Here is a 7,517-nt window from a genome sequence, read left to right as displayed (position 1 = left end):
CGTCAACGGCGTGGCCATACTCTATGCCGACAAAATCACCGATTCCATGCGCGCCGCCATCGACGAAACCGAACGCCGCCGCGAAAAACAGATGAAATTCAACCAAGAACACGGCATCGTCCCGCAGCAGATCAACAAAAAAGTGAAAGACATCATCGACGGCGTGTACCACGAAGAAAGCAGCGGCAAAGGCCGTCTGAAAAACAAAGGCAAGGTCAAAGTCGGCGAAATCCATACCGAAGAAGACGCGCTTAAAGAAATCGCCAAGTTGGAGAAACAGATGCAGCAGGCGGCCAAGGATTTGCAGTTTGAAGAAGCGGCGGTGTTGCGGGATAGGATCAGGGGGATTAAGGAAGGGTTGTTGTTTGGGGCGGAGTAGTTCGTTTGCTTAATTTTATTTTTTAAGAGTGTATTAATGAAAAAATATGTTTATTTTGATTACAATATCATAAGCTATTTAAGGGTGAATCAATTCCCTGAATTAACTGAAGCATTTGAACGGTTAGATAAAAAAAGCCATATTTTAGTTTTTAGCCCTGCTCATTTGGAAGATATTGCTGTTACGGAAATGCAAGATAATTATCTTGTCGACATAGCAAGGGAAGAAGTGGAGTTTTTGGGAAAAATTTGTCATCGTAATGCATTAAGACCTACTAAAAGGCATGAACCAGTTGAATTTTATGATGAGTCTCCTTTTGATTGCTATGAAAGAGTATTAAAATATTATGATAGAAATAAATTGGCGGAATTCATTGATAAGCAAGTTTTAGCAGAAGCTAATGCAAATAATGCTCCTGAAACCGATCCGAAAATTATGGCTAATCTTCCAGTCGATACGGTATTAGCTCGATATAAATCGGAAATTATTTCTAATTTAGCAATAGAGGCTAATTTAAGCAAAAATGAAGCTAGGAAAATGCTAAACTGGAACTTTAAACAATTTAGAAGGAATTTTGCTTTATTAGAGGGATATGTAAATCTTGCAGCAAATTGTTTAGAAAAAATTGGATTTAAAAGGGAAAAAGAAGAGAAATATCGTTCAAGATTACATGATGTTTCACATATAATTTATGCTGCTCATGTCAATATTTTTGTTACAGATGATAAAAAATTAAATCCAAAAGCTAAAGCTATTTATTATTCTATAGATGTTCCCACTCAAGTTATGAATAAAAAAGAATTTATTGAATATGCATTAAATCTTAAAAAGAGCAAGCGTAGATTGGGTTAGGCCGCTTTAAGGCCCGTAACCCAACAACCGTTACCGCTTTCGGAAACCTAACCGAACCCCCTGCTATCACGTCGGGTTACGGCGTGCCGCCTAACCCAACCTGCTATTTTGCTGCCGGCGGCTAACTGTACCTACATCAGGAAACGGGTAGGGGGGGGGGTAAACCCACCGCTTCAGAATGCTTTGGCATGATGGGTTCGCCCCCATCCTACAATTTCCCCAATCCTTGTTTTGCAATCAAAAGGCCGTCTGAAAATTTTAGCAAGCGTAGCAAGCGTAGGTTGGGTTAGGCCGCTTTAAGGCCGTAACCCAACAACCGTTACCGCTTCGGGAACCTAACCGAACCTGCCGTTGCGTTGGGTTACGGCGTACCGCCTAACCCAACCTACATGGCTGCCGTTTCGTCGGGTTACGACGTGCCGCCTCACCCAAGAACCCGTAGGTACGGTTAGCCGCCCAAAGCGGCGTAATCGTATGAATATGTTTCAAATCCTGCCTACACCAAACGCTGTCTGAAAACGAGTGTAACGGGTTTCGCTAAAACCGTTTTTCAGACGGCATAACAGTTTTCCGTATTACCGCTGCCTGCGTACGGTTACGCCGCTTTGGGCGGCTAACCGTACCTACATCGGGAAACGGGTAGGGTGGGTGTAAACCCACCGCTTCGGAATGCTTCGGCATGATGGGTTCCACCCATCCTACAATTTCCCCAATCCTTGTTTTGCAATCAAAAGGCCGTCTGAATTTTTTCAGACGGCCTTTTGATTAGACAGGAATGTTTTGACTTTTCTGGCGAAACCCGCCGAAGCAACTGCTTTCAGACGGCCTTTATTTCTTCAACTCCGCCAAAATCTCATCCACCGTGCCTTTGGCATCGCCGAAGCACATCACGCTGTTTTCGTTGAAGAACAGCGGGTTCTGCACACCTGCGTAACCGGTGTTCATCGAGCGCTTGAACACGACTACTTCTTTGGCTTTCCACACTTCCAGCACGGGCATGCCGGCGATGGGCGAGTTGGGGTCGGTTTGCGCGGCGGGGTTGACGGTGTCGTTCGCGCCGATGACCAGCACCACGTCGGTTTCGGGGAAATCATCGTTGATTTCGTCCATTTCCAGCACGATGTCGTAAGGCACTTTGGCTTCGGCGAGCAGAACGTTCATATGGCCGGGCAGTCGTCCGGCGACGGGGTGGATGCCGAAGCGCACTTCCGTGCCGTTTTTGCGCAGAAGTTCGGTGATTTCCGCCACGGGATACTGCGCCTGCGCCACGGCCATGCCGTAGCCGGGGGTGATGATGACGGAGCTTGCGCCTTTGAGCATTTCGGCCACTTCGGCGGGTTTCGCTTCGCGGTATTCGCCCGTTTCCCCGCCGTCGGCTGCGGCGGCCGAGCCGTCGGTACCGAAGCCGCCCGCAATCACGGAAATGAACGAGCGGTTCATGGCTTTACACATGATGTACGACAAAATCGCGCCGCTTGAGCCGACCAACGCGCCTGTTACGATGAGCAGGTCGTTCGACAGCATAAAGCCCGCCGCCGCCGCCGCCCAGCCGGAATACGAGTTGAGCATGGACACCACCACGGGCATGTCCGCGCCGCCGATGGAAGCGACCAAGTGCCAGCCGAAGGCCAGCGCAATCAGGGTCATCAAAATCAGCAGGAACCAGCTGCCGTCAACCGCGACGAACCACAGCATCAGCAGGAACGAGCCGATTAAGGCCGCCGCGTTCAGCTTGTGTTTGGCGGGCAGTTGCAGCGGCGCGCTGCTGATTTTGCCGTTGAGCTTGCCGAAAGCGACGATAGAACCGGTAAACGTTACCGCGCCGATGAAAATGCCGAGAAACACTTCCACCAAGTGAATGGTGTGCATTTCAGACGGCACGTCGCCCGAGGCGATAAAGCTGTTGAAGCCGACCAGCACGGCGGCCAGACCGACGAAGCTGTGCAACAGCGCAATCAGCTCGGGCATTTCGGTCATCTCGACCTTTTTCGCCTTGTAAATGCCGATGCCCGCGCCGAGGGCCATCGCCAAAACGACCCAGAAAAAGCCGTGGGTCTGCTCGCTGAACACCGTGGCGAACAGGGCAACCGCCATGCCCGCGATACCTGCGTAGCAGCCCTGTTTGGCGGTTTCCTGTTTGGAAAGCCCCGCCAGCGAGAAAATGAATAAGATGGCGGCTACGATGTAGGCCGCGGTAACGAGTCCTGAAGACATGATGTTCTCCAATTTAAAATAAAATCATGGATTTAAAGCAGCATCCTGACTGCCTGAAACCGTTTTTCAGACGGCCTTTTCGTATTTTTCAAAAACCAAATGCACACATTCCCGCCGCACCAAATCTCCGCTTTTGCTGACCGCCCAATCACGGCTGCGTGTTTCCGCAAGGCAGCGGAAAGGGATTTTTTCCGCCAACCGCCTGATGTCGGCCGCGTCATAAAGCGTGAAACCGTGTTCGGCAAACGGCAGCCGTTTCATAAAGTCTTTTTCGCAGAAACTCAAACAAAACCGCCTGCCCGTTTGCAGCACGCGGCAGGTTTCGGCCAACATTTCCAGAGCGTCTTCCCAAAAATAAACCGTGTTGACCGAGACGGCTTTGTGGAACGCACCGTTTTCAAAAGGCAGCAGCCTGCCGTCGTAGAGCCGGTATTCGGCTTTGTTTGCCGCAATAAACGGCGCGTTGAATGCCTGTGCCTGCTGCTGCATCAGGGGTGAAATTTCCAACCCCGTGTAATGCACGTTTTCAGCCAGCGACAAAACATAGCCGAGTAAACCGCCGTCGCCGCAGCCCGTTTCCAGTATGCGGTCTTGGCCTTCTATGCCGACGGCGGCAAATGCGCCGGCTATCTGCGGCAGATTGCGCAGGTTCATCACTTGGCCGAACGATACTCCTGCTTCGTCATGCGGACAGCGCAATTGGGCGGCAATCTGTTCGGAAGACAGTTCCATTGCATTTTCCTTTTTGCGATACAGAGTTACAGCGAATAACCGTATTCAGGCCGTCTGAAAAACCGTGCCGTAGGCGCGTTCCACTTTGCAGACGCGGATTGCATAATCGGCATACCACAACGCTTTGCCCGTTTCTTGGGCAATCCGGTGTTCGGCGTGCCGTTTCCATGCGGCGATGGATGCTTCGTCCGACCAGTAGGAAACGGTGATGCCGAAGCCTTCCGCGCGCACGCTTTCCGCGCCGAGAAAACCTGCCTGCTGCTGCGCCAGTTCGACCATGCGTTCGGCGGTTTTGCCGTAGCCGTTGTCGCCGTCGGTGCGCCGCGATGTGAAGACAACGGCGTAATACGGCGGTTCGGGGGTTTTGGCAAAGTTCATCGGTAGTCCTTTTTCGTGGTTTCAGACGGCCTTGAAGTTTGGTGCGGGGGTAAAGCTGTTACCGTGCAAGGCTTTTGTTTTTCAGACGGCCTTTGCGTTTTACAGGCCGTCTAAAAACGGCTTTACCCTTTGCGGAACATATTCAACATACGGCGGGTAACATAAAAACCGCCGAAGATATTCACGCTGGCAATCAGCACGGCGATAAACGCCAGCAGCGACACGAAGCCGTTGCCCTGGCCGATTTGCAGCAGCGCGCCGACGACGATGATGCCGGAAATCGCGTTGGTAACCGACATCAGCGGCGTGTGCAGCGAGTGCGATACGTTCCATACGACGTAATAGCCGATCACGCACGAGAGCACGAACACGATAAAGTGGTTCAGGAATGCCGCCGGAGCGACCGCGCCGATCCACAAAATCAGTACCGCGCCGATAACGGCGGGCGCGAGTTTTTTCCACGCGGGAACAGGTTTCGGCTCAGGCTTGGCTGCGGGCGCGGCTTTTTCAGACGGCGTTTGCTGCGGCTGGGCGGAAACCTGAATGGCAGGCGGCGGGAACGTGATTTCGCCCTCGCGGGTAACGGTCATGTTGCGGATAATCACATCTTCGAAATCCAGCGCGATTTCGCCGTCTTTGTTCGGGCTTAACAGCTTGGTTAAATTGACCAGATTGGTGGCATAAAGCTGGGAAGACTGCCCCGCCAAACGGTTGGCCATATCGGTGTAGCCGATGATTTTCACGCCGTTGTCAGTGATGAACAATTCGCCCGGTTTGGTCAATTCGCAGTTGCCGCCTGTGGCCGCGGCCAAATCCACAATCACGCTGCCAGCCTTCATGCTGTCGACCATTTCTTTGGTAATCAGCTTCGGCGCGGGTTTGCCCGGAATGGCGGCGGTGGTGATGATGATGTCCACCTCTTTGGCCTGCTCGGCAAACAGCTTCATTTCGGCGGCGATGAATTCTTCGCTCATCACTTTGGCGTAGCCGTCGCCGCTGCCGCCCGCTTCCTGCGGGAAATCGAGTTTTAAGAACTGGCCGCCCATCGATTCGATCTGCTCGGCCACTTCCAAACGGGTGTCAAACGCTTTCACCACCGCGCCCAGCGAGTTCGCCGTGCCGATGGCGGCCAAACCGGCCACGCCCGCGCCGATGACCAAAACCTGCGCCGGCGGCACTTTGCCCGCGGCGGTAATCTGGCCGGTGAAGAAACGGCCAAATGCGTTCGCCGCCTCAATCACGGCGCGGTAGCCGCTGATGTTGGCCATCGAAGACAGCGCGTCGAGCGACTGCGCACGCGAAATACGCGGCACCATATCCATCGCCAGCACGTTCACTTTTTTATCGCTAAGCTGTTGCACCAATTCGGGATTTTGCGCAGGCCAGATAAAGCTTACCAAAGTCTGCCCCGCTTTCAGACGGCCTGTTTCCTCCGCCGTCGGCGCGTTTACCTTATAAATCAGCGGACAATCCCACACTTCGGCCGCATCTGCCACCGCCGCGTCCGCCGCTTCATAGGCCGAATCCACCAGCCCCGCAGCCGTACCCGCGCCACGTTCCACCGCCACTTCGAAACCGAGCTTTTTCAGCAGCCCGACCGTAGCAGGGGTACAGGCCACACGGGTTTCGCCCGACAGGGATTCTTTCGGAATACCGATTTTCATCTTGTCATGCCTTTCTTGTTTCAAACCGAATAAATAAATGCAACGGGCTGATGTTTTTCAGACGGCATCATTCCCGCCCTCGTGGGAACGACGGTCGGCGCAACCGACGCATGAACCACATCATCCGAACACAGCCGTGTAATAAATTAACGGTTTCCTTTATAGACCTTTTTACACAGCCTGACAACCCGCGAATACTTTCATAAAGATAGTTGCACGGTTGGCCGTTTCCGCCGCCTTCAGGCCGTCTGAAAACGCCGCCGTGCTAAAATCGCGGTCTTCATAACCACAACCGTAAAAAGGAATCCGCCATGAGAATGCTCCACACCATGCTGCGCGTCGGCAATCTTGAAAAATCGCTCGAGTTTTACCAAAACGTTCTCGGCATGAAACTGCTGCGCCGCCACGAATATCCCGAAGGCCGATTCACACTCGCTTTTGTCGGCTACGGCGAAGAAACCGACCACACCGTTATCGAACTCACCCACAACTGGGACACCGAAAGCTACGATTTGGGGACGGGCTTCGGCCACGTCGCCATCGAAGTCGACGATGCTTACGCCGCCTGCGAACGGGTAAAACAGAAAGGCGGCAAAGTGGTGCGCGAAGCCGGCCCGATGAAACACGGCACCACTGTGATTGCATTTGTGGAAGACCCCGACGGCTACAAAATCGAGTTCATCCAAAAAGGCAGCGGCAACGATTCGGTGCAGTATCGATAAAATCAATCGGGTAAAAAGCCAAAGGCCGTCTGAAAACTTTTCAGACGGCCTTTGGTTTGGGCGCATCATCCGCGCGGGGATATATCCGACAGGTATGGTGCCGGTATGGCTGTCCGCCTGACGCGGCGCAACTGTACGTTACGGTATGGGTTTCCATATGCAGCCGCTTCATGTGCGATGCATCTGTTGCCGTGGGCCGACCGTATCCGACGGTTTTCAGACGGCCTGCGTTTTCATTTGCCCTTACGGAAACTGTTCCCGCAAGGCTTCGGTCAGAAAATTGCGCAAACGGCGGACGGCGGGGGCGATTTCGCCTGCAAGCAGCCCGGATTCGCCAATGCCGTTGTCGCGCAGCAAATCGGCCGCCGCGCCGTGCAGCCAAACCGCGGCGCAAACCGCTTCGAAGACATCGAAACCCTGTGCCAGAAAGCTGCCCGCAATGCCGCTCAGAACATCGCCGCTGCCTGCCGTAGCCAAACCCGCATTGCCGCTGCCGTTGGCAAAGCAGCCGCCCTCCGGACTGCACACCAGCGAAGCATGACCTTTTAAAACCCTAACGGCACGGTATTTCCGGGT

At 53.3% G+C, this 7,517-nt stretch carries 8 protein-coding genes; 3 read left to right on the top strand and 5 right to left on the bottom strand.

The window, feature by feature from the left end; genetic code table 11:
* Together ACEYDX_RS10470 and ACEYDX_RS10465 are read left to right on the top strand one after the other, a co-directional pair.
* Positions 1-379 (top strand): UvrB/UvrC motif-containing protein (locus ACEYDX_RS10470; protein WP_373741962.1); only part of this gene is annotated, 379 nt, incomplete at its 5' end.
* 36 nt (positions 380-415) lie between these two features.
* Entirely contained in the window at positions 416-1,231 is an 816-nt protein-coding gene (locus ACEYDX_RS10465; RefSeq protein WP_373741961.1) for a hypothetical protein, read from the top strand.
* Between the two features lie 828 nt (positions 1,232-2,059).
* Here the strand turns inward: ACEYDX_RS10465 and pntB are convergent.
* The 4 genes from pntB to ACEYDX_RS10445 form a co-directional block, all read right to left on the bottom strand.
* Complete coding sequence (pntB, locus tag ACEYDX_RS10460; RefSeq protein WP_373741960.1) at positions 2,060-3,445, bottom strand: Re/Si-specific NAD(P)(+) transhydrogenase subunit beta; 1,386 nt, start codon at positions 3,443-3,445, stop codon at positions 2,060-2,062.
* Between the two features lie 66 nt (positions 3,446-3,511).
* Complete coding sequence (locus ACEYDX_RS10455; protein WP_373741959.1) at positions 3,512-4,177, bottom strand: class I SAM-dependent methyltransferase; 666 nt, start codon at positions 4,175-4,177, stop codon at positions 3,512-3,514.
* A 45-nt stretch (positions 4,178-4,222) separates the two neighbouring features.
* Positions 4,223-4,555 carry an antibiotic biosynthesis monooxygenase gene (locus tag ACEYDX_RS10450; RefSeq protein ID WP_303233269.1) on the bottom strand — a complete coding sequence of 111 codons (333 nt, stop codon included), beginning with the start codon at positions 4,553-4,555 and terminating at the stop codon, positions 4,223-4,225.
* 122 nt (positions 4,556-4,677) lie between these two features.
* Positions 4,678-6,219 (bottom strand): Re/Si-specific NAD(P)(+) transhydrogenase subunit alpha, encoded by a 1,542-nt coding sequence (locus ACEYDX_RS10445; protein WP_373741958.1) that lies wholly within the window; start codon positions 6,217-6,219, stop codon positions 4,678-4,680.
* Between the two features lie 311 nt (positions 6,220-6,530).
* On the opposite strand from ACEYDX_RS10445, the gene gloA reads away from it, so the two are divergent.
* Positions 6,531-6,941 carry a lactoylglutathione lyase gene (gene gloA / locus ACEYDX_RS10440; protein ID WP_373741957.1) on the top strand — a complete coding sequence of 137 codons (411 nt, stop codon included), beginning with the start codon at positions 6,531-6,533 and terminating at the stop codon, positions 6,939-6,941.
* A gap of 243 nt (positions 6,942-7,184) precedes the next feature.
* Here the strand turns inward: gloA and ACEYDX_RS10435 are convergent.
* The coding region (locus tag ACEYDX_RS10435) for an NAD(P)H-hydrate dehydratase (RefSeq protein ID WP_373741956.1) at positions 7,185-7,517 on the bottom strand (333 nt) is incomplete at its 5' end.

This window comes from Neisseria sp., assembly GCF_041804105.1.
GTDB lineage: Bacteria > Pseudomonadota > Gammaproteobacteria > Burkholderiales > Neisseriaceae > Neisseria.
This window is presented reverse-complemented; position numbering and strand designations above follow the sequence as displayed.